At 69.4% G+C, this 19,732-nt stretch carries 20 protein-coding genes; 7 read left to right on the top strand and 13 right to left on the bottom strand.

The window, feature by feature from the left end:
* Nucleotides 1–34: 34 nt before the first annotated feature.
* A complete protein-coding gene (locus tag DK459_RS10440) occupies nucleotides 35–961 on the bottom strand; it encodes a LysR substrate-binding domain-containing protein (RefSeq protein ID WP_054439671.1) in 927 nt (308 codons plus the stop codon).
* Nucleotides 962–1,080: 119 nt separating this feature from the next.
* On the opposite strand from DK459_RS10440, the gene DK459_RS10435 reads away from it, so the two are divergent.
* Genes DK459_RS10435 through DK459_RS10425 form a run of 3 tightly spaced genes read left to right on the top strand, consistent with a single transcriptional unit; the run spans nucleotide 1,081 to nucleotide 2,902 of the window.
* Entirely contained in the window at nucleotides 1,081–1,659 is a 579-nt protein-coding gene (locus tag DK459_RS10435) for a chromate transporter (protein WP_006386690.1), read from the top strand.
* Nucleotides 1,656–2,180, top strand: a complete 525-nt coding sequence (locus DK459_RS10430) for a chromate transporter (protein ID WP_006386689.1) — start codon at nucleotides 1,656–1,658, stop codon at nucleotides 2,178–2,180. Before DK459_RS10435 ends, DK459_RS10430 begins: the two co-directional genes overlap by 4 nt.
* Before the next feature lie 32 nt (nucleotides 2,181–2,212).
* Nucleotides 2,213–2,902, top strand: coding sequence for a DUF1345 domain-containing protein (locus tag DK459_RS10425; protein WP_020926641.1), 690 nt, complete (start codon nucleotides 2,213–2,215; stop codon nucleotides 2,900–2,902).
* Between the two features lie 49 nt (nucleotides 2,903–2,951).
* Here the strand turns inward: DK459_RS10425 and DK459_RS10420 are convergent, their stop codons facing one another.
* The 7 genes from DK459_RS10420 to DK459_RS10390 all read right to left on the bottom strand — a co-directional run bounded on the left by DK459_RS10420 (nucleotide 2,952) and on the right by DK459_RS10390 (nucleotide 12,190).
* Entirely contained in the window at nucleotides 2,952–4,082 is a 1,131-nt protein-coding gene (locus DK459_RS10420) for a class I SAM-dependent methyltransferase (RefSeq protein WP_006386687.1), read from the bottom strand.
* 154 nt (nucleotides 4,083–4,236) lie between these two features.
* A complete protein-coding gene (locus DK459_RS10415) occupies nucleotides 4,237–5,904 on the bottom strand; it encodes an OFA family MFS transporter (protein ID WP_006386686.1) in 1,668 nt (555 codons plus the stop codon).
* Between the two features lie 146 nt (nucleotides 5,905–6,050).
* A complete protein-coding gene (locus DK459_RS10410) occupies nucleotides 6,051–6,308 on the bottom strand; it encodes a formate dehydrogenase subunit delta (protein ID WP_054442891.1) in 258 nt (85 codons plus the stop codon).
* Between the two features lie 5 nt (nucleotides 6,309–6,313).
* A complete protein-coding gene (fdhD, locus tag DK459_RS10405; protein WP_038504311.1) occupies nucleotides 6,314–7,150 on the bottom strand; it encodes a formate dehydrogenase accessory sulfurtransferase FdhD in 837 nt (278 codons plus the stop codon).
* A 24-nt stretch (nucleotides 7,151–7,174) separates the two neighbouring features.
* Nucleotides 7,175–10,051: a formate dehydrogenase subunit alpha gene (fdhF, locus tag DK459_RS10400; RefSeq protein WP_110134705.1), complete on the bottom strand. Its 2,877-nt coding sequence runs from the start codon at nucleotides 10,049–10,051 to the stop codon at nucleotides 7,175–7,177.
* Between the two features lie 13 nt (nucleotides 10,052–10,064).
* Entirely contained in the window at nucleotides 10,065–11,636 is a 1,572-nt protein-coding gene (locus tag DK459_RS10395) for an NADH-quinone oxidoreductase subunit NuoF (protein ID WP_070542356.1), read from the bottom strand.
* Nucleotides 11,633–12,190, bottom strand: coding sequence for a formate dehydrogenase subunit gamma (locus DK459_RS10390; protein ID WP_024070192.1), 558 nt, complete (start codon nucleotides 12,188–12,190; stop codon nucleotides 11,633–11,635). Before DK459_RS10390 ends, DK459_RS10395 begins: the two co-directional genes overlap by 4 nt.
* Before the next feature lie 158 nt (nucleotides 12,191–12,348).
* Between DK459_RS10390 and DK459_RS10385 the strand changes: the two genes are divergently transcribed.
* The 3 genes from DK459_RS10385 to mobA are packed head-to-tail and all read left to right on the top strand — an operon-like array spanning nucleotide 12,349 to nucleotide 15,171.
* Nucleotides 12,349–13,425 carry a substrate-binding domain-containing protein gene (locus DK459_RS10385; protein ID WP_006386679.1) on the top strand — a complete coding sequence of 359 codons (1,077 nt, stop codon included), beginning with the start codon at nucleotides 12,349–12,351 and terminating at the stop codon, nucleotides 13,423–13,425.
* A 35-nt stretch (nucleotides 13,426–13,460) separates the two neighbouring features.
* Nucleotides 13,461–14,555 carry a GTP 3',8-cyclase MoaA gene (gene moaA, locus DK459_RS10380; RefSeq protein ID WP_038504309.1) on the top strand — a complete coding sequence of 365 codons (1,095 nt, stop codon included), beginning with the start codon at nucleotides 13,461–13,463 and terminating at the stop codon, nucleotides 14,553–14,555.
* On the top strand, nucleotides 14,548–15,171 hold the full coding sequence (gene mobA, locus DK459_RS10375) for a molybdenum cofactor guanylyltransferase MobA (protein WP_081004631.1): 624 nt from the start codon (nucleotides 14,548–14,550) through the stop codon (nucleotides 15,169–15,171). Before moaA ends, mobA begins: the two co-directional genes overlap by 8 nt.
* Here mobA and glp read toward each other — a convergent pair.
* Genes glp through moaC form a run of 5 tightly spaced genes read right to left on the bottom strand, consistent with a single transcriptional unit; the run spans nucleotide 15,156 to nucleotide 18,096 of the window.
* Nucleotides 15,156–16,361, bottom strand: a complete 1,206-nt coding sequence (glp, locus tag DK459_RS10370; protein WP_049057821.1) for a gephyrin-like molybdotransferase Glp — start codon at nucleotides 16,359–16,361, stop codon at nucleotides 15,156–15,158. The genes mobA and glp overlap by 16 nt on opposite strands.
* A gap of 5 nt (nucleotides 16,362–16,366) precedes the next feature.
* Nucleotides 16,367–16,891 carry a molybdenum cofactor biosynthesis protein B gene (moaB, locus tag DK459_RS10365; RefSeq protein ID WP_006386673.1) on the bottom strand — a complete coding sequence of 175 codons (525 nt, stop codon included), beginning with the start codon at nucleotides 16,889–16,891 and terminating at the stop codon, nucleotides 16,367–16,369.
* Nucleotides 16,888–17,370, bottom strand: coding sequence for a molybdenum cofactor biosynthesis protein MoaE (locus DK459_RS10360; RefSeq protein ID WP_006386672.1), 483 nt, complete (start codon nucleotides 17,368–17,370; stop codon nucleotides 16,888–16,890). Before DK459_RS10360 ends, moaB begins: the two co-directional genes overlap by 4 nt.
* A gap of 5 nt (nucleotides 17,371–17,375) precedes the next feature.
* Nucleotides 17,376–17,627 carry a MoaD/ThiS family protein gene (locus tag DK459_RS10355; protein WP_026384315.1) on the bottom strand — a complete coding sequence of 84 codons (252 nt, stop codon included), beginning with the start codon at nucleotides 17,625–17,627 and terminating at the stop codon, nucleotides 17,376–17,378.
* Nucleotides 17,608–18,096: a cyclic pyranopterin monophosphate synthase MoaC gene (gene moaC / locus DK459_RS10350; protein ID WP_024070189.1), complete on the bottom strand. Its 489-nt coding sequence runs from the start codon at nucleotides 18,094–18,096 to the stop codon at nucleotides 17,608–17,610. The genes DK459_RS10355 and moaC overlap by 20 nt, the downstream gene beginning before the upstream one ends.
* Nucleotides 18,097–18,412: 316 nt before the next feature.
* Between moaC and DK459_RS10345 the strand changes: the two genes are divergently transcribed.
* The coding region (locus DK459_RS10345) for a DUF748 domain-containing protein (RefSeq protein ID WP_146221899.1) at nucleotides 18,413–19,732 on the top strand (1,320 nt) is incomplete at its 3' end.

Raw genomic sequence — 19,732 nt, 5'->3', positions numbered from 1 at the left:
GATGCGGCTGGGACTGGGGGTGGCCAGTGTAGCGCTATCGCGCCGGGTCCTCGGCTGCGCGGTGCGCCCGCACTTCCTCGATCAGGCGGCGGATGGCGCCGGTCAGCGGCGCGTCGCGCCAGATCAGCGTGAGCGGCGCGCGCATTGCCACCGGGCCGCTGACATTGACGTACACCACACCCTCGATATTGACCCGGCGCAGCGAGGCCGGCACCAGCGACACGCCCAGGCCGGCCGCCACCAGGCTGAGGGTGGACAGCATGCGCGGCGCTTCCTGGGCCACCCGGGGGCTGAAGCCGGCGGCGCGGCACGCCGAAATGATGGCGTCGTACAGTCCCGGGCCGTTGTGGCGGCGATACAGGATCAGCGATTCGTCGGCCAGTTCCGACAGGGCGATGCGCTTGCGCGCGCGGCCCTTGACCATGGGGTGGTCGGCCGGAAAGGCGGCCAGCATGCTTTCCTCCAGCACGGTCTCGACCGCCACGCCGCGGTCGACGCCATGGGCGCCGCGGATGAAGGCCGCGTCGACGCGGCCGTCGCGCACGTCTTCCATCAGTTCGCCGGTGCTGCTTTCCTCCAGCACCAGGCGCACCTGCGGCGCGTTCTCGCGAAAGCGGCGGATCAGCGACGGCACGAAGGGATGGAAGGCCGCCGAACCGGTGAAACCCACCGTCAGCCTGCCGCTTTCGCCCAGCGACACGCGCCGCACGCCATCGACCGCCTGGTCGACCAGGGCCAGGATGCTGCGCGCGTCGGCCAGCAGGGCGCGGCCGCTTTCGGTCAGCTCCATGCCGCGCGGCAGCCGGTGGAACAGCGTGACGCCCAGCTCCTGTTCCAGCACGCGGATCTGCTGGCTCAGTGGGGGCTGGCGGATGCCGAGCCGGGCGGCGGCCTTGGTCAGGTGGGATTCCTCGGCCACCGCCAGGAAATAGCGCAACAGACGCAGGTCGACGGATGCCATATGAATAGAATATGAGTATTTAACCAGTCATATATTAGACATTATCCTGGCGCGGGAGTAGGCTGCGTGCTGTCTCTCCACTCCCGGCGCCTTGCGGACCCGCCGCGACCTCCACGACAATGAACGCAGCAGCACCTGATTCCCCCGACGCCGCCACGCGGCCGCCGCCCACTTGCGGGCAACTGTTCTACGGATTCCTCATGCTCGGCCTGACCGCCTTCGGCGGCGCGCTGCCCCTGGCGCGCCGCATGGTGGTCGAAAAGCACCGCTGGCTGTCCGGCGCCGAGTTCACCGACCTGCTGGGGCTGTGCCAGTTCCTGCCGGGCGGCAACATCATCAACCTGTCGGTGGCGCTGGGCATGAAGTTCCGCGGCCCGCGCGGCGCCTTCGCGGCGCTGATGGGCCTGATCCTGGCGCCTTCGGCCATCGTGGTGCTGCTGGGCATGGTCTACGACCGCTTCCAGAACGACCCGCACATCCAGCACCTGTTCGCCGGGCTGGCCGCGGCTGCCGCAGGGCTGCTGATTTCGATGGCGGTCAAGATCGGCATGCCGGTCCTGAAGCGCCGCGATTGGCTGGCCGGCCTGGTGGCCACGGCCTGTTTCATCGCCATCGCGGTGCTGCGCATCCCGCTGCTGCCGACCATGGCGGTGCTGACGCCGCTGAGCATCCTGCTGGTCTGGAGGCAACGTCGATGATGCAGACCCTGATCGCCCTGGCCATCATCTTTTCGCAGCTGTCGGTGCTGGCCTTCGGCGGCGGCAACACCATCCTGCCCGAAATGCAGCGCCAGGTGGTGGAGGTGCACGGCTGGATGACGGCCGCCGACTTCTCCGCGCTGTTCGCCCTGGGCCAGGCGGCGCCCGGCCCCAACCTGATGGTGGTCACGCTGGTCGGCTGGCACGTGGCCGGCTGGGCCGGCATGCTGGTCACCACGCTGGCCAAGTTCGGGCCGTCGTCCCTCATCACCATCATCGCCCTGGGCCTGTGGGAGCGCTTCAAGGACCGGCCCTGGCGCGGCGTGATCCAGGCCGGCATCTTCCCCATGACGGTGGGGCTGGTGGCCGCCAGCGCCGCCCTGATCACCGAGGCCTCGGTGCATTCCTGGCTGCTGGGCGCCATCACCGCCGTGGTCGCGTTGCTGGGCAGCGCCTCGCGCATCCACCCGCTATGGCTGCTGTTCGGCGGGGCGCTGGTCGGATTGCTCGCTATCGGTTAGCGTTTAGGCTCCTGCCACGCTGGGAGTCCGCCATGACGCTGCCGGTCAAGGATCCGGATATCGAATCGCCGCCCGCCGGGATCGCGCCGCTGCCGTTCTTCCATGCGCACCGGCGGCTGGTGCTGTGCGGCGCGCTGTTCGCCATCCTGGCGGGCGCGCTGTGGCGCGTCGGCCTCACGCCCAGCCGCGCCGGGCTGCTGGCGTTCGACGTGGCGGCGCTGGTGTTCCTGCTGCTGACCGGCGCCGCGTTCGGCAGGGCCACGCCGGACATGATGCGGGTACGCGCGCAGCAGGTCGACGTCGGCCGCAGCGCCGTGCTCTGGAGCAGCGTGGCGCTGTCCTGCCTGGTGATGGCGGCGCTGTGGACCGAAATGCGCGCGGCAGGCGGCGCCGAGGGCGTGGCCGACCTGGTGGCGGCCGCCGTCAGCATCGTGCTGTCGTGGCTCTACCTGAACATGATCTTCGCGCTGCATTACGCGCATGGCTACTACAGCCATCGCAATGCCCTGCACAAGGGCCTGGATTTTCCGGGCAAGGAAGACCCCGACTACTGGGACTTCGCCTATTTCGCCCTGGTGCTGGGCATGACGTTCCAGGTTTCCGACGTGCAGATCGTCAGCCGGCGGATGCGGCGCACGGCGCTGGTGCATAGCGTCATCGCCTTCTTCTTCAACGTCTTCATCATCGCCATCAGCGTCAACGTCGCGGCGGGGCGGGCATGAAAAAACGGCCGTGAAGCCGTTTTTTTACCGTGAGGCCGGTTGACCGCTCTCAGGCCGCCGCCAGCCGCCATAGCGACGTGACTTCCTTCGAGCGCGCCGCGTACAAGGGATCGTCGGGATCCTTGGCGCGGCCATGCGTGGGCCGCGTATCGATGCGTTCCAGCACGCGCAGGCCGGCCTGCTCGATCATCTCCAGCAATTGCTCGCGGGTGCGCAGCCCCAGGTGCTCGGCCAGGTCCGACAGGATCAGCCAGCCCTCGCCGCTGGGCGTCAGGTGCGCCGCCAGCCCGTTCAGGAAGCCCCGCAGCATGCGGCTGTCGGGGTCGTAGACGGCGTGCTCGACGGGCGAACTGGGCCGGGCCGGCAGCCACGGCGGGTTGCAGACGGCCAGCGACACCCGGCCTTCGGGAAAGAGGTCGGCCTGCGCCACCTCGACCTGTTTCGACAGGCCCAGCCGTTCGAGGTTTTCGCGGGCGCAGGCCAGCGCCCGCGGGTCCATGTCGGTGGCGATGACGCGCTTGCCGCCGCGCCGCGCCAGCACCGCCGCCAGCACGCCGGTGCCGGTGCCGATATCGAAGGCCACGCTGCCGCGCGGCATCGGCGTGCGCGCCACCAGGTCGATGTACTCGCCGCGCAACGGCGAAAACACGCCATAGTGGGGGTGGATGCGGTTGTCCAGCGCGGGGATCTCCACGCCTTTCTTGCGCCATTCGAAGGCGCCGATCAGGCCCAGCAGTTCGCGCAGCGACGCCACGTAGGGCTCGTTGGCGGGGCCGTGGGCTTCTTCGCAGGCCTGCCGCGCATCCGGCGCGCGGCGCAGCGAAATGCCGTGGCCGGCGTCGAACGGAATCAGCAGCATGCCCAGGACGCGGGCGCGCTGCGACTGGATCTGGCGATGCTGGTTGAAGGCCTCCAGCATGGTGTCCACCGGCTTGCGCGGACGCTTGTCGACCCGCCGGGTCATGGCCTGCAGCAACTGGCGCGCATTCTGGAAGTCGCCACGCCACAGCAGGCCGACCCCTTCGCAGGCCAGGCGATAGGCCGCGTCCGCCGTGGTGCGGTCGTCGGCCAGCACCACGCGCTTGGGGGGCGCGGCGCCCGATTCCGAGCGCCAGCGGGCGCTATGGTGGGTCAGGTCCGGGGCCTCGCCCTCCGTCCAATGCAGTTCAGGCTGGGTCAACGGGACGCTCCGGGCAGGGAAGGCTTGGGGGACAGGGCGGTCATGAAACGGGGAAATCCGGGGAACGGAAAAAGAAAAGGCGCGGGCTGCCAATGTAGCAGCTTCGCGCCCCGTGGGCGGCGGACGAGGCGTGGCGCCGCCCGCCGGGTCCGTCTCAGTGGAACAGCACCACCGTCTTTTGCAGCGTGATCCAGATGCCCCAGGCCAGCGGGATGCCGACGCAGGCCCAGGCGAACAGCACCAGGGCCAGCGGCGTGCGGAAGGTCGAGGCGCCCACGCCATGGGTCTCGGCGGCCACGGCGCGCTCGTGCGCCAGGGCCTTTTCGCGCGCCAGTTCCTCGTCGTTCATGAAGTACTTGGGGTTCACCGGGCGGATCGCCAGGTTGCACAGGAAGCCCAGCACCAGCATGCCCGCCAGGATGTACATGGTGATGTCGTAGACCTGCGCCCGCGGCACGCCGATGGACAGCTGGTATTCGCGGATGTAGTTCACCAGCACGGGCCCGAAGATGCCCGCCGCCGACCACGCCGTCAGCAGGCGGCCGTGGATGGCGCCCACCATCTGCGTGCCGAACAGGTCCGCCAGGTAGGCCGGCACGGTGGAAAAGCCGCCGCCGTACATCGACAGGATGACGCAGAAGGCCCCCACGAACAACGCCAGCGCGCCCATGTGCGCGGTCCACGGAATGGCCGCGTACAGCGCGAAGCCCAGCACGAAGAACACCAGGTAGGTCATCTTGCGGCCCAGCTTGTCCGACAGGCTGGCCCAGAAGAAGCGGCCGCCGATATTGAACAGGCTGAGCAGGCCGGTAAAGCCCGCGGCGATGGCGGCGATCGCGGCCAGCTGGCTCTTGTCGAGCTGGCCGTAGCCCAGCTCGGGCTTGTTGATCAGGCCGCCGCCGAACACTTCCTGCAGCAGCGGCGAGGCCATGCCCAGGATGCCGATGCCGGCGGTCACGTTCAGGCACAGCACCAGCCACACCAGCCAGAACTGCGGCACGCCCCAGACCCGCTTCACGTGCACGTGGCCCTTGGTGATCATGACGTTGTTGGCGTGCTTGGCGGGCGCGGTCCAGCCTTGCGGCTTCCAGCCGGTGGGCGGCACGCGGTAGCCGAGCGCGCCCGACATCATGAAGACGAAGTACACCAGCGCCATGGTCAGGAAGGTCTGCCACACGCCCGGCGAGGTGGGCGTGGCGAAGTGGCGCATCAGCACGTCGGCCAGCGGCGCGCCGATCATGGCGCCGCCGCCGAAGCCCATGATGGCCATGCCCGTCGCCATGCCGCGACGGTCCGGGAACCACTTGATCAGCGTGCTGACCGGCGAGATATAGCCCAGCCCAAGCCCGATGCCGCCGATGACGCCCGAGCCCAGCCACAGCATCCACATCTGGTGCAGGTAGACGCCGGCTGCCGAGATCACCAGGCCGCCGCACCAGCACAGCGCCGACACCACGCCGGCCTTGCGCGGTCCGGCGCGTTCCAGCCAGCCGCCCCACAGGGCCGCCGAGCAGCCCAGCAGCACGAAGAACAGCGTGTACATCCACCCCATGGTGGAGATGCGCCAGTCGCAACTGGTGGTGAACAGTTCGGCGACCAGGCTCATGTCGGCCGGGCATTGCAGCGGCTGGGCGCCGCCGATGGCCTTGGACAGGGGCAGCCAGAACACCGAAAAGCCATAGGCCATGCCGATGCAAAGGTGGATGGCCAGCGCGGCCGGGGGCACCAGCCAGCGCGAGAAGCCCGGCCCGGCGATGGTGCGTTCTTTGTCCAGGAAGCCCGGCTTGGCGCCGGGCAGGTCGAGTGTTGCAGTGCTTTCCATGAGGTCTCCTCGGGGTGCGGCTTTATAGCGGCGTTGGCTGGAGAAATCCAGTCCCGCCGTCTCTTGTTGAACCCTTTGCTGCGGTAAAGCTTGCTGCGCCCGCGCGCCGTCGTGGGCACGCGGATCGGTGTGGACGCGTCGGTCGGTCAGGACACGCGCGCCAGCGGTGTCAGGCGTTCGCGGTTCTGCCCCACCGCCTCCAGCACCAGCGGATGCAATTGATGTTCGCCGGCATCGCCGTCGGGCTGCCGCGCCAGGAAGTCCAGCAGCTCGTTGCGCATGCGGGGCTCCCAGAATTTGTGGATGTGGTTGGCCACGCCTTCCACCGCTTCCGGCCGCAGCGGCATGGCTTCGAAGAATTGGCCGATGCGGTTGGCCATGCGGATCAGGTTGCCGATTTCCATGCGTGTCAGGTCTGCGAAGTGATGCGTTCAGGGTGGGAATACAGGGTCGCGTCGTCGTCGCGCAAAAAGCCCAGCAGCGCGATGCCGGCGCTGTCGGCCAGGCGCACGGCCAACGCGGTCGGGGCCGATACCGCCGCCAGGATGCCGACGCCGGCCGCTGCGGTCTTCTGCACCATCTCGAAGCTGGCGCGGCTGGACACCAGCACCACGCCGTGCGCGGCGGACAGGGCCTGGCGCGCCAGCGCGCCGACCAGCTTGTCGAGCGCGTTGTGGCGGCCCACGTCCTCGCGCACCAGGGCCACGGCGCCGCTGGCGTCGGCCCAGCCGGCGGCGTGGGTGGCGCCGGTCAGGTCATGCAGCGCCTGGCGCGCGCGCATGTCGCGCATCGCCCGCAGCACCGCGCCCACCGGCAGCGGCGCGCCGGCGGGCACCGGCGCGACCGGCCGCAGCACCTCGGGCAGCGTCTCGACGCCGCACAGCCCGCAGCCGGTGCGTCCGGCCATGGCGCGGCGGCGCGATTTCAAGCGCGCCTCGCAGGCGCTGGAAATCTCGATCTGCACCACGATGCCGTCGCATTGCGGCAGCACGTCGATGCCGCGCACGTCGGCCACGCTGTCGATGATGCCTTCCGACAGCGAAAAGCCGACGGCGAAGTCCTCCAGGTCGGCGGGCGTGGCCAGCATGGTGGCGTGGCTGATGCCGTTGAACTCCAGCGCCACTGGCGTTTCCTCGGCCAGCCGGTCGCCCTCGGCGTGCGGCGCGATGGCGCCGGCCCGCACGCGGGTCACCTGGGCCGCCACGGAATCGGGGCGGTCTGCGGGGGAGGAAGGGCTGTGGTCCATGGCGGCTCCGGCCGGCTGTCGGGGTTATTTCCCCGCCAGCGTGGCTTCGCTTTCGCGTGAGCGCTCGCGCAGCAGCTTCTGCTGGATGTCCGCGAAGCGCGACCATTGCCGCTGCCATTCCGATGGCTGGGACACGCGCGTGACCTGCACGGCCGTGACCTTGTACTCGGGGCAGTTGGTGGCCCAGTCGGAACTGTCGGTGGTGACGACGTTGGCGCCGGACTCGGGGAAGTGGAAGGTGGTGTATACCACGCCCGGCTGCACCCGGTCGGTCAGGGTCGCGCGCAGCACGGTCTCGCCCGAGCGGCTCTGGATGCCGACCCAGTCGCCTTCGTTGACGCCACGGTCCTCGGCGTCCTGGGGATGGATCTCCAGCACGTCCTCGCTGTGCCACATGACATTGGGCGTGCGGCGGGTCTGCGCGCCCACGTTGTATTGCGACAGGATGCGGCCGGTGGTCAACAGCAGCGGGAAGCGGCGCGTGCTGCGTTCGTCGGTCGGCACGTACTTGGTGATCATGAACTTGCCCTTGCCGCGCACGAAGCTGTCGATGTGCATGATCGGCGTGCCCTCGGGCGCGTCGTCGTTGCACGGCCACTGCAGGCTGCCCAGCTTGTCCAGCTTCTCGTAGCTGACGCCGCTGAAGGTCGGCGTCAGGCGCGCGATCTCCTGCATGATCTCGCGCGGGTGGCGGTAGTTCATGGGATAGCCCAGCGCGTTCGACAGCGCCACGGTCACTTCCCAGTCGGCCTTGCCGTTCTTCGGTTCCATCACCTTGCGCACGCGCGAGATGCGGCGCTCGGCGTTGGTGAAGGTGCCGTCCTTTTCCAGGAACGACGAACCCGGCAGGAACACGTGCGCGTACTTGGCGGTCTCGTTCAGGAACAGGTCCTGCACCACAATGCATTCCATCGCCGCCAGCGACGCCGCCACGTGCTGCGTGTTGGGATCGGACTGCACGATGTCCTCGCCCTGGCAGTACAGGCCCTTGAAGGTGCCGCCCAGCGCGGCCTCGAACATGTTGGGAATGCGCAGGCCCGGCTCGGGCTGCAGCGTCACGCCCCAGTCCTGCTCGAACTGCGCCCGCGCCACGTTGTCGGAAATGTGGCGGTAGCCCGGCAGCTCGTGCGGGAACGAACCCATGTCGCAGGAGCCCTGCACGTTGTTCTGGCCGCGCAGCGGGTTCACGCCCACGCCCTCGCGGCCGACATTGCCGGTGGCCATGGCCAGGTTGGCGATGGCCATGACGGTGGTCGATCCCTGGCTGTGCTCGGTCACGCCCAGGCCGTAGTAGATCGAGCCGTTGCCGCCGGTGGCGAACAGGCGCGCCGCGCCGCGCACGGCCTGCGCCGGCACGCCAGTGATCTCGGCCATGGCTTCGGGCGAATTCTCGGGCAGCGACACGAAGTCGCGCCATTCCTGGAACGCCTTGGCCTCGCAGCGCTCGGCCACGTAGGCCTCGTCGATCAGCCCTTCGGTGGCGATCACGTGCGCCATCGATGACAGCAGCGCGGTGTTGGTGCCGGGCCGCACCTGCAGGTGGAAGTCGGCCTTGATGTGCGGCGAACTCACCAGCTCGATGCGGCGCGGGTCGATCACGATCAGCCGCGCGCCCTGGCGCAGGCGGCGCTTCAGGCGCGAGGCGAACACCGGATGGCCGCTGGAGGGGTTGGCGCCCATGACGATGACCACGTCGGTGTGCATCACCGAGTCGAAGGTCTGGGTGCCGGCGGATTCGCCCAGCGTCTGCTTCAGCCCGTAGCCCGTGGGCGAATGGCACACGCGGGCGCAGGTGTCGACGTTGTTGGTGCCGAAGGCGGCGCGCACCAGCTTCTGCACCAGCCAGGTTTCCTCGTTGGTGCAGCGCGACGAGGTGATGCCGCCGACCGCGTCGCGGCCGTACTGGCCCTGGATGCGGCGGAATTCGGAAGCCGCGTACTCGATCGCCTCTTCCCACGACACTTCGCGCCAGGAATCGGTGATGCGCTTGCGGATCATCGGCTTGAGCACGCGTTCCTTGTGGGTGGCGTAGCCCCAGGCGAAGCGGCCCTTGACGCACGAGTGGCCGCGATTGGCCTGGCCGTCCTTCCACGGCACCATGCGCACCACTTCCTGGCCCTTCATCTCGGCCTTGAAGCCGCAGCCCACGCCGCAATAGGCGCAGGTGGTGACCACCGAGTGCTCGGCCTGGCCCATCATGATGACGGTCTTTTCCTGCAGGGTCGCGGTCGGACAGGCTTGCACGCAGGCGCCGCAGGACACGCATTCGCTGTCCAGGAACGGCTGGTCCTGCCCCGGCGACACGCGCGACTCGAAGCCCTTGCCGGAGATGGTCAGCGCGAAGGTGCCCTGGGTTTCCTCGCAGGCGCGCACGCAGCGGTTGCAGACGATGCACTTGGAGGCGTCATAGGTGAAGTACGGATTGGACTCGTCCTTCTCGCTTTTCAAGTGATTGGCGCCGTCATAGCCGTAGCGCACGTTGCGCAGCCCCACCACGCCGGCCATGTCCTGCAGCTCGCAGTCGCCGTTGGCCGGACAGGTCAGGCAGTCCAGCGGATGGTCGGAGATGTACAGCTCCATCACCCCGCGCCGCAGGTCGTGCAGCTTGGGCGTTTCGGTGAACACCACCATGCCGTTCTCGGCCGGCGTGGTGCACGAGGCGGGATAGCCGCGCCGGCCCTCAATCTGCACCAGGCACAGGCGGCACGAGCCGAACGGCTCCAGGCTGTCGGTGGCGCAGAGCTTGGGGATGTTGATGCCGGCCTCGGCGGCCGCGCGCATCAGCGAGGTGCCTTCGGCCACGGTGATTTCCTGGCCGTCGATGGTCAGGGTGACGGTCTTTTCGGACACCCGCGCCGGGATGCCCAGATCGCGGTCGCGCTTGATGACGGTTTCTAGCATGGCGGTCTCGGATTCAGGCGGGGTGGGCGGCGGACTGCGCGGACTCGATGCCGAAGTCCTGCGGGAAGTGGTTCAGCGCGGACAGCACCGGGTAGGGCGCCATGCCCCCCAGGGCGCACAGCGATCCGCCCAGCATGGTGTCGCACAGGTCGCGCAGCAGGTGCACCTGCTGTTCGCGCCCCGGGCCGCCGGCGGTGATCTTGTCGATGGTCTCCACGCCACGGGTCGAGCCGATGCGACAGGGCGTGCACTTGCCACAGGACTCGATGGCGCAGAACTCCATCGCATAGCGCGCCATGCGCGCCATGTCGACGCTGTCGTCGAACGCCACCAGGCCGCCGTGGCCGATCATGGCCGAGATCTGGACATAGGCTTCGTAGTCCAGCGGCACGTCCCACTGCGATTCCGGCAGGTAGGCGCCCAGCGGGCCGCCGACCTGCACCGCGCGCAGTGGCCGGCCCGAGGCGCTGCCGCCGCCGAAGGTGTAGAGCAGGTCGCGCAGGCTCAGGCCGAAGGCCTTTTCCACCAGCCCGCCCTGCTTGAGGTTGCCGGCCAGCTGGAACGGCAGCGTGCCGTGCGAGCGGCCCACGCCGTAGTCGCGGTAATAGGCCGCGCCCTTGGCCAGGATGATCGGCACGGTGGCCAGCGAGATCACGTTGTTGATCACGGTGGGCTTGCCGAACAGGCCCGCGATCGCCGGCAGCGGCGGCTTGGCGCGCACCACGCCGCGCTTGCCCTCGATGCTCTCCAGCAGCGAGGTTTCCTCGCCGCAGATATAGGCGCCGGCGCCCTTGCGCACTTCCAGGTCGAAGCGGCGGCCGCTGCCGTGCACGTCGTCGCCCAGCCAGCCGACGCCGCGCGCCCGTTCGATGGCGGCCTCCAGCGTGGCGATGGCGTGCGGGTATTCGGAACGCACGTAGATGTAGCCGTAGGTCGCGTCCACCGCCAGGCCGGCGATGGTCATGCCCTCGATCAGCACGTAGGGGTCGCCTTCCATCAGCAGGCGATCGGCGAAGGTGCCCGAATCGCCCTCGTCGGCATTGCAGACGATGTACTTGCGGTCAGCCGGCGACCCCAGCACGGTCTTCCACTTGATGCCGGTGGGAAAGGCCGCGCCGCCGCGTCCGCGCAGGCCCGACGTGACCATCTCTTCGACGATGGCGGCGGGCTCCATGGCCAGCGCGCGCTTCAGGCCCTGCAGGCCGCCGTGCGCGGCGTAGTCCTGCAGCGACAGCGGATCGATCACGCCGACGCGGGCGAAGGTCAGGCGTTCCTGCTGCTTGAGATAAGGAATCTCCTCGGTCAGGCCCAGGCCCAGCGGATGCGCGCCGCCCGTCAGCCAGCCGGCGTCGAACAGCGCCGGCACGTCCTCGGGCTGCACCGGCCCGTAGGCCAGGCGGCCCTGGGGCGTGGCGATCTCGACCAGCGGTTCCAGCCACAGCAGGCCGCGCGAGCCGTTGCGCACCACTTGCACGGCCAGGCCGCGTTCGTCGGCGGCCAGTTCGATGGCGGCGGCCACGGCGTCGGCGTCCATGGCCAGCGCCGCGGCGTCGCGCGGCACGTAGATCAGGGTGGGGGCGCTCATTGGCCGGCCTCCCGCGCGCGATGCAGCAGGCGGTCGAGCTTGGTCGGCGTGACGCGTGCGTGCGGCTGGCCGTCCAGCATCACCGCCGGCGACTGGGCGCACAGGCCCAGGCAGTACACCGGCTCCAGCGTGAAGTCGCCGTCGCGCGTGCTGGCATGGAAATCACAGCCCAACGCCTGGCGCGCATGGGCGGCCAGTTGTTCGCCGCCCATCGCCTGGCAGGACTCGGCGCGGCACACTTCCAGCGTGTGGCGCCCGGCGGGTTCGCTGCGGAAATGGGGGTAGAAGGTGATGACGCCGTGGACTTCGGCGCGCGACAGGTTCAGGGCCTCGGCGATGGTCTGCACCGCCTCGGCCGGAATACAGCCCAGTTCGTGCTGCACCGCGTGCAGCACCGGCAACAGGGGGCCGGGCTGGTCCTTCAGGCGCGCCAGGATGCGGGCGGTGGCCGCCACCGCCGGGCTGGCGGACGCCTGGGCGGCGTCCAACGCCAACGCGCCGCCACGGGCGCCGCCGGTGGAAGCCAGATCGGATTTTGCCTCGCGCTGGCGCATGGCGGTCTCCTCCAGTAGTGCTGGGCCCCGTAGGGTGGGGGGCTGTTGTGATGGGAGGTCAGGGTGATTTATATGCAAAGAAAAACATATAAAATTCCCGTGCCTCGCGTTATTTGTGTACTCTAAACAGGTAATTAATCGCCTTCAATAAGAAATAAATGACATATAAGTTCCGAATCGGCCTGCGGCCGCAATGGACCTTGGGTGGAGACGACGGCGCCCCCGTGCCGCTGCAGGACATGCTGGCGCTGCTGGCCGCCATCGACGCCACCGGCAACATCGCCGGCGCCTGTCGCGCCTGTGATCTGTCATACCGGCACGCCTGGGGCGTGCTGCGCCGCTTCGAAGGCATCTTCGGCACCCAGCTGCTGATCACCAACCGTCGCCAGGGCACCCAGCTGTCGCCGTTCGCGCAGCGCCTGCTGTGGGCCAACCGCCGCATCGAGGCGCGGTTGATGCCCACGCTCGACAGCCTGGCCTCGGAACTGCAGGAGGAACTGGCGCGGCTCTTGCCGGAAAACGATCCGCACCTGCGGCTGCACGCCAGCCACGGCTTCGCGGTGGAATCGCTGATGGAACACATGGGCGGGCGCAAGCCGGGGCTGGAACTGCGTTACCGCACCGCGATCGAGGCGCTGGCCTCGCTCGAGCGCGGCGAATGCGACCTGGCGGGCTTCCAGGTGCCGCTGGGCGACTTCGAGGCGCCCATCATGGATCGCTACGCACAGTGGCTGCACGCCGACGATTACGTGCTGATCCACCTGGCGGTGCGCAATACCGGGCTGTTCGTGATGGCCGGCAATCCCAAGCGCATCAGCGGCATGGCCGACCTGGCGCGCCAGGACGTGCGTTTCGTCAACCGCCAGATCGGCTCCAGCACGCGCTATCTGGTCAGCCTGATGCTGCAGCGCGCGGGGGTCTCGATCAGCGAGGTTCAGGGCTACGAGACCAACGAATTCACCCACATGGCGATCGCCGCCCACATTGCCAGCGGCATGGCCGATACCGGTGTGGGCGTGGAGACCGCCGCCTGCCGCTTCGGCCTGGACTTCATCCCGCTGGTGCGCGAGCGTTATTTCTTCGCCATCCGCAAGAGCGCGCTCGAAACGCCCGCCATGCGCGACCTGCTGTCCATCATGCGCAGCCCCGACTACGTCGGCTACGTCGGCCAGCTGGTGGGCTACGACGCCCGCGACACCGGCCGCCTGCAGACCCTTGAAGAGGCATTTTCCTAGGCGCGCCGCCGCGTGCGCCGGGCTATGATGTTCCCATGAGCAAAGTGATCCTCCTGGCTGACCGCCGCACCGAGCGTCCGGCGCCCCTGGCGCCGCCGCCCGCGGGCCGGCCCGCGCTCGACCGGCGCGCGCGGCCGCTGCGCGACCTGCGCATCTCGGTCACGGACCGCTGCAATTTCCGCTGCACCTACTGCATGCCGCGCGAGGTATTCGATACCAACTACGTCTTCATGCGCCATTCCGACCTGCTGTCGTTCGAGGAAATCGCGCGGCTGGCCGGCGTCTTCACCCGCCTGGGGGTCGAGAAGATCCGCCTGACCGGCGGCGAGCCGCTGCTGCGCAAGCATGTGGAAAACCTGGTCGGCCTGCTGTCCGGGCTGCGCACGCCCGCCGGCCGGCCGCTGGAACTGACGCTCACCACCAACGGCAGCCTGCTCGAACGCAAGGCCGCCGTGCTCAAGCAGGCGGGGCTTAACCGCGTCACGGTCAGCCTGGACGCGCTGGACGCGTCCATGTTCCAGGACATGAGCGACAGCGGCTTCACCCCCGACGACGTGCTGCGCGGCATCGACGCCGCCGCCGCGGCCGGGCTGGCGCCCGTCAAGGTCAACATGGTGGTGCGGCGCGGCCTGAACGATGCGCAGATCCTGCCGATGGCCGAGCGCTTTCGCGGCAGCGGCCACATCCTGCGCTTCATCGAATACATGGACGTGGGCAACACCAACGGCTGGAACCTGACCGAAGTGGTGCCCAGCGAGGAAGTGCTGGCGCGCATCGGCGCGGCCCATCCGCTCGAACCGATCTCCACCGACGGCATGGGCCGCGTCGCCGAACGCTGGCGCTATCGCGACGGCGGCGGCGAGATCGGCGTCATCTCCAGCGTCACCCACGCCTTCTGCGGCGGCTGTACGCGCGCGCGCCTGTCGCCGGAAGGCAAGCTGTTCCTGTGCCTGTTCGGACACGAGGGCCACGACCTGCGCGCTCCCCTGCGCGACGGCGCCAGCGACGATGAACTGGCCGCCATCCTCACGGGTATCTGGGCCGCCCGGGGCGACAACTACTCCGAACAGCGCGGCCGCAACATGGCCGACCCGGCCCGCAAAGTCGAGATGAGCTACATCGGTGGTTGACCCCGCGCCCGTTTTCGACCGGCAACAGGTGGCCGGCCTGATCCTGGCCGGCGGCCAGGGCTCGCGCATGCAGGGCAGCGACAAGGGATTGGTCCTGCTGGGTGGCGAGCCGCTGGTGGCGCACGTGGCGCGGCGCCTGGCCCCGCAGGTCGGGCCGCTGATTCTCAGCGCCAACCGCAATGCCGACATCTACGCCCGCTATGGCCGGGTGGTGGCCGACGATACCGATGCGCTGGGCGCCTGGCAGGGGCCGCTGGCGGGCCTTGCCGCCGGCCTGGCGGCCGCCGCGCCGTGCGAATGGCTGGTGGTGGCGCCGTGCGACACGCCGTTCCTGCCGGCGGATCTGGCCCACCGCCTGATCGCCGCGGCGCGGGCGGCGGGCGCGCCCCTGGCCTATGCGGTGGCCGGCGGCCAGCGCCATCCGGCCTGCATGGCGCTGCGCACATCCATGCTGCCGGTGCTGCGCGACTACCTCGCGGCCGGCGAACGCAAGGTCGGCCTGTGGCAGTCGCGAGTGGGAGGCGTGGGCGCGCCGTTCGATGACGCGCCCGGCGCGTTCATGAACCTGAACACGCCCGAGGAACTGGCGGCGGCCGAGCGCTACGCCAGCCAGTGACGCAGGTCGTAGTAGGGCACGCGGTCGCGGTCCTGCACCCGTACGTCGGCGGGCAGGCGCGCCAGCCCGGTCGACCACGGCAATGAACTGATCACCCCCGAACCCTGGTGGCCGTAAGGCACCAGTTCGGCGCCGCCGTCGTCGGCCGTGCGGCGCTGCACCCGCAGGAATTCCTCGCGGCTGTCCTGGCGCGGATGCTCGGTGCGCAGCGGCAGCCGGCTGACCGGCGGGAACAACTCTTCGCGACCCTGCATGCGGCGCACCAGCGGCGTCACCAGCATGGCGAACACCGCGTAGGCCGACACCGGATTGCCCGGCAGGCTGACCACCGGCTTGTCGCCGATCATGGCCAGCGCCACCGGCTTGCCCGGCTTCATGCGCACCTTCCACAGAGACAGTTCGCCGCCCAGCGCGGCCAGCGCCGGCTTGACCAGGTCGCGCTCGCCCACCGACACGCCGCCCACGCTCAGCACCAGGTCGCAATCGGCCAGCAGCGTCTTGAACGCGGCCAGCAGGTCGGCTTCGGTGTCGCGCGCATGCAGCACGTGGGTCGGTTCGGCCGCCAGCCCGCGCACCAGCGCGGCCAGCATCGGGCCGTTGGAGTTGTAGATCTGCGCCGGTTCGCGCGCGCCGCCGGGGGCTACCAGTTCGTCGCCGGTGGTCAGGATGCCGACCCGCAGGCGGCCGAACACCGGCACGCTGGCCAGGCCCTGCGAGGCCAGCAGCGCCACGTGGGCGGCCTGCAGCTGCGTGCCGGCGGCCAGCAGCGGGGCGCCGGCCAGGGTGTCCTCGCCGCGCAGGCGGATGTGCTGGCCGGGGCGCGGCTCGCGCGTGATCTCGACCTGCTCGTCGGCCTCGTGCGTATCTTCCTGCATCACCACCACGTCGGCGCCAGCGGGGATCAGGCTGCCGGTGAACAGGCGGATGGCATGGCCGGGCTTGAGCGGCTCGGGCGTGTCGCCGGCATAGCAGCGCTGCTGGATCGGCAGGCGCGCGCCCGGCCGCCAGTCGGCCAGGCGCAGCGCGTAGCCGTCCATGGCGCTGTTGTCGGCCGGCGGGATGTCCACGGTGGCGTCGAGGTCGGCCGCCAGCACGCGTCCGGGCGCCTGGTCCAGGCCGACGTCTTCGCGGCGCGCGATGGGGGCGGCCGCGTTGGCCAGCAGGGTCTGGGCTTGGTCGAAATCCAGCATGGGTATCAGTGGTCTTCTTGGTCGCGGGGTTGGAAGTGCGTGGCGAAATTGCAGGGGCGGTGGCCGCTGTCGAGCTGCTCGCGGATGATGCGGTTCCAGGCGGTCTCGCAGGCGTTGTTCGAACCGGGCAGGCAGAACAGCAGGGTCTGGTTGGCCGCGCCGGCAAAGGCGCGCGACTGGATGGTGGAGCTGCCGATTTCCTCGTAGGAGATCTGGCGGAACAGCTCGCCGAAGCCGGGAATCTCGCGGTCCAGCAGCGGCAGGATCGCCTGCGGCACGTGGTCGCCGTGCGAGAAGCCGGTGCCGCCGGTGGTCAGGATGACCTGCACCTCGGGGTCGGCGATCCAGTCGCTGATGACGCGCCGGATCTGGTAGATGTTGTCCTTGGCGATGTCGCGCCGCACGCATTGGTGGCCGGCCTGGGCCAGGCTGTTGGCCAGCAGGTTGCCGGAGGTGTCGTCACCGGCGCTGCGGGTGTCGCTGACCGTCAGCACGGCGCAGGCCAGCGAGACGGGGGAGGCGTCGTTCATGGAGTCTCCTTGGGGGGCGGGGGTTCGGCGTCCCAGGACTGCGTGCGGTCCTGGTCGGATTGGCGCTGTTCCACCCAGAAGCTGTCGCCACCCGCCAGGGTTTCGCGCTTCCAGAAGGGCGCGCGGGTCTTGAGCGCGTCGATGATGAATTCGCAGCCGCGGAAGGCGTCGCCGCGATGCGCGCTGGCCGCGGCCACGAACACGATCTGGGCATTGCGGGCGAGGGCGCCGACCCGGTGCACGATCACGGTGCCGTCCAGGTTCCAGCGCGCGCGGGCGGTGGCGGCGATGTCTTCGAGCTCGCGTTCGCACATGCCGGGGTAGTGTTCCAGGTAGAGCGTGTCGGTGGGCGTGTCCGGCGCGTAGTCGCGCACGTAGCCCACGAAGGTGACGATGCCGCCCACGCCCGGCCCGGCGCTGGCGCGCAGGGCGGCGGTGAGCGCGGCGCCGTCGAAGTCGGCTTCCTGCACGATGACCATGGCGTTCAGCCTCCGGTGACGGGTTCGAACACCGCCACCTCGTCGCCCGCGCGGATCGGCGCCGACGGCTTGGCGTGGGTCTGGTTGATGGCCAGCTTCAGGCGGCCGGCCGGGGCCAGCTGCGGATAGCGCTCGCCGAGCGCGGCCAGCAGCTGCGCGCCGGTGGACTCGCCGTCGACCGGCCAGACCTCCGAGCGCTTGCCGACCAGTTCGGCCACGCGGGCGAAGTACAGAAGATTAATCGTTGCGCCATTCACCGCTTTTACCTCCCGCCTTGTACTTCAGGCGAACTTGTTCGATGACGATACCTTTGTCGGCCGCCTTGCACATGTCGTAGATGGTCAGCGCGGCGACGCTGCACGCCGTCATGGCTTCCATTTCGACGCCGGTCTTGTAGCTGGTGCGGCAGGTGGCCAGGATGTCGATGCGGTGCGCCGCGTCGTCCAGCGCGAATTCGACGCCGACGAACGACAGCGGCAGGCTGTGGCACAGGGGGATGAGCTCGGCGCAGCGCTTGGCCGCCAGGATGGCGGCGACGCGCGCGGTGTTGAGCACTTCGCCCTTGCCCTGGCCGGGCTGCGTCAGCAGGCCGTAGGCCACCGCGTTCATGCGGATGCTGGCGGTGGCGATGGCCACGCGTTCGGTGTCGGTCTTGCCGATGACGTCGACCATGCGGACCTGGCCGGCTTCATCCAGGTGGCTCAAGGTGGGGGCGGGCGTGGACATGGGAATCGGGATCGAGAATTGTTAATGATTGAAAAGAGCGGTCCCGGCAGGCCGTGGCGGGCCGCTGATGCGCCTATGATAGACGAGCCGCCGCCCGCCGCGCTTTGAGGAAAGATAAGCGCGGCCGCCGTCGCCGTGGCGCCGCGCCTGCCCGCTTCATCCCGGGGTGTGCGCCGGTCGTGGCTTGCGCGCTTTCGTGCCCCTGCGGGGGCATTTGCGCTTTTGGCGGCGCGGCCGCGATGGCGCGGCGCAAAAAGCCCCCCAATTTGCTCGAAGGACGCGATAATGGCCTTCGATTCGTACCAGGAGACGCACAATGCCCTTGCGGATGCCCAAGTTCCGGTTTACCCGCCGCTTAGGCAAGATCCTCTTGGGCGTCGTGGCCACGGCGTTGATCCTCTGTGGCATCGCCGCCTGGCAGGTGCCCAAGGTGCTGCACAATGTGCTGACCCAGGACGTCGCAAAGATGCTGGGCCGCGACGTCGCCGTCGGCAAGATCACCTTCAATCCCTTCACGCTGACCGTGCGCGCGCGCGATCTCGCGGTGGCGCAGCCCGGCTCGCAGACGCCGCTGCTCACCGCCGCCGAGGTCGACGTCAGCGCCGCCTGGACCTCGCTGTTCTGGTTCGCGCCGGTGGTCGACCGCTTCACCTTGCGTTCGCCCACCCTGTCGATCGTGCGCGAGGACGTCACCCGCTTCAACTTCTCCGACGTGCAGCAGCGCGTGGCCGAGATGACGGCCGCCAACCCCGACGAGCCGCCCAAGCCCGATGAGGGCCTGCCGCGCTTTTCCCTGAACAACATGGTGATCGAGGGCGGCGTCGTCACCCTGGACGACAAGGTCACCGGCCGCAAGCAGGTGATCGACGAACTGGCCGTGGGCGTGCCGTTCATCTCCACCTTCGGCTACGCCACCGACATCGACGTGCAGCCGCGCCTGCACCTGCGCATCAATGGCAGCCCGTTCGACCTGACCGGCGTGGCGCGGCCCTTCGACAAGGTGCCGTCGTCGACGCTGCGGGTCGCCTTCACCGGGCTGCAACTGGAAAAATGGGCCGACGTCTGGCCCATGCCGCTGCCGTTCAAGCTCGAGCGCGCGCTGCTCGACTCGAACCTGCAGATCGTGTTCGAGCAACCCAAGGACGCGCCGCCCAAGATCCGCGTGGTCGGCGACCTGGGCCTGCGCCAGTTCGACCTGCGCGACAACGCCGGTGAAAGCCTGGCGGCCTGGAGCGCGCTGACCATCAACCGCCTTGAAATCGAACCGATCGCGCGCCAGGTCTACGTGGGCGACGTCGGCCTGTGGGCGCCGCAGGTCTACGCGCGGCGCTACAGCAACCAGCGCCTGAACTGGCAGGACGTGGCCGACAAGCTCAAGCAGCTGGGCGGCCCGGCGCCGGCGACCAGGCCCGCCGCGACGCCTGGCGCGAAGCCGGGCAGCGGCGCCAAGCCGCCCGCCGCCACGGCAAGCGTGGACGCCGGTGCTCCCGCCAAGCCCGGCGCCGCCAAGCCGGCCGCCCCGGATTCCGCCGCCAAGCCCGCGGCGGAGAAGGGCGCGCCCGCCGCGAGTCCCGCCGCCGTGGCAAAGGCCAATCCCGCACAAGCCGCCAAGCCCGCGACCGCCCCGGCCGCCGGC

The sequence above is a fragment of the Achromobacter sp. RW408 genome (assembly GCF_003184165.1).
GTDB lineage: Bacteria > Pseudomonadota > Gammaproteobacteria > Burkholderiales > Burkholderiaceae_B > Achromobacter > Achromobacter xylosoxidans.
This window is presented reverse-complemented; position numbering and strand designations above follow the sequence as displayed.